This window comes from Micromonospora sp. ALFpr18c (genome assembly GCF_008868155.1).
Taxonomy (GTDB): Bacteria; Actinomycetota; Actinomycetes; order Mycobacteriales; family Micromonosporaceae; genus Micromonospora.
The window spans coordinates 1-343 of record NZ_WBKR01000528.1 but is presented as its reverse complement, the minus strand read 5'-3'; the positions used below and the strand labels follow the sequence as shown (position 1 = coordinate 343).

Genomic DNA, 343 nt, shown 5'->3' with positions numbered 1-343 from the left:
GTGGAGGTGTACTGGGCGAGTTCAATCGGTTGTTGCAACACCGGGCTGTTCCAGCGAGCTTAGCTGTTCGGCGAAGACCTCGGCCGGGGTCTTCCAGCCAAGGCTCTTGCGGGGCCGGTTGTTGACCCAATGCCACGTAGCTTAAGTTGATCATGTTGTGTGGGGTCGAAGACGGTAGATGTGAACGGTGGCTGGGTCTGGGTGGCGGATGCTGGTCGGCTCGTCGCGATTCTTGACGCGGTAGCTGTTGTGGCGGGCTCGTTTGACGGCGCGGGGGCAGGTGCGTTCCCGGCGTTCGGGGATCAGCAGGGCGGCGAGGCCGGCGAGGTGGGCCGGTAGTTGG

The 343-nt window shown here is 63.8% G+C and carries 1 protein-coding gene; it reads right to left on the bottom strand.

From position 1 onward, the window contains the following. Positions 1 to 150: 150 nt before the first annotated feature. Positions 151 to 343: hypothetical protein (locus F8271_RS33710; protein ID WP_225854927.1), on the bottom strand; the 193-nt coding region annotated here is incomplete at its 5' end.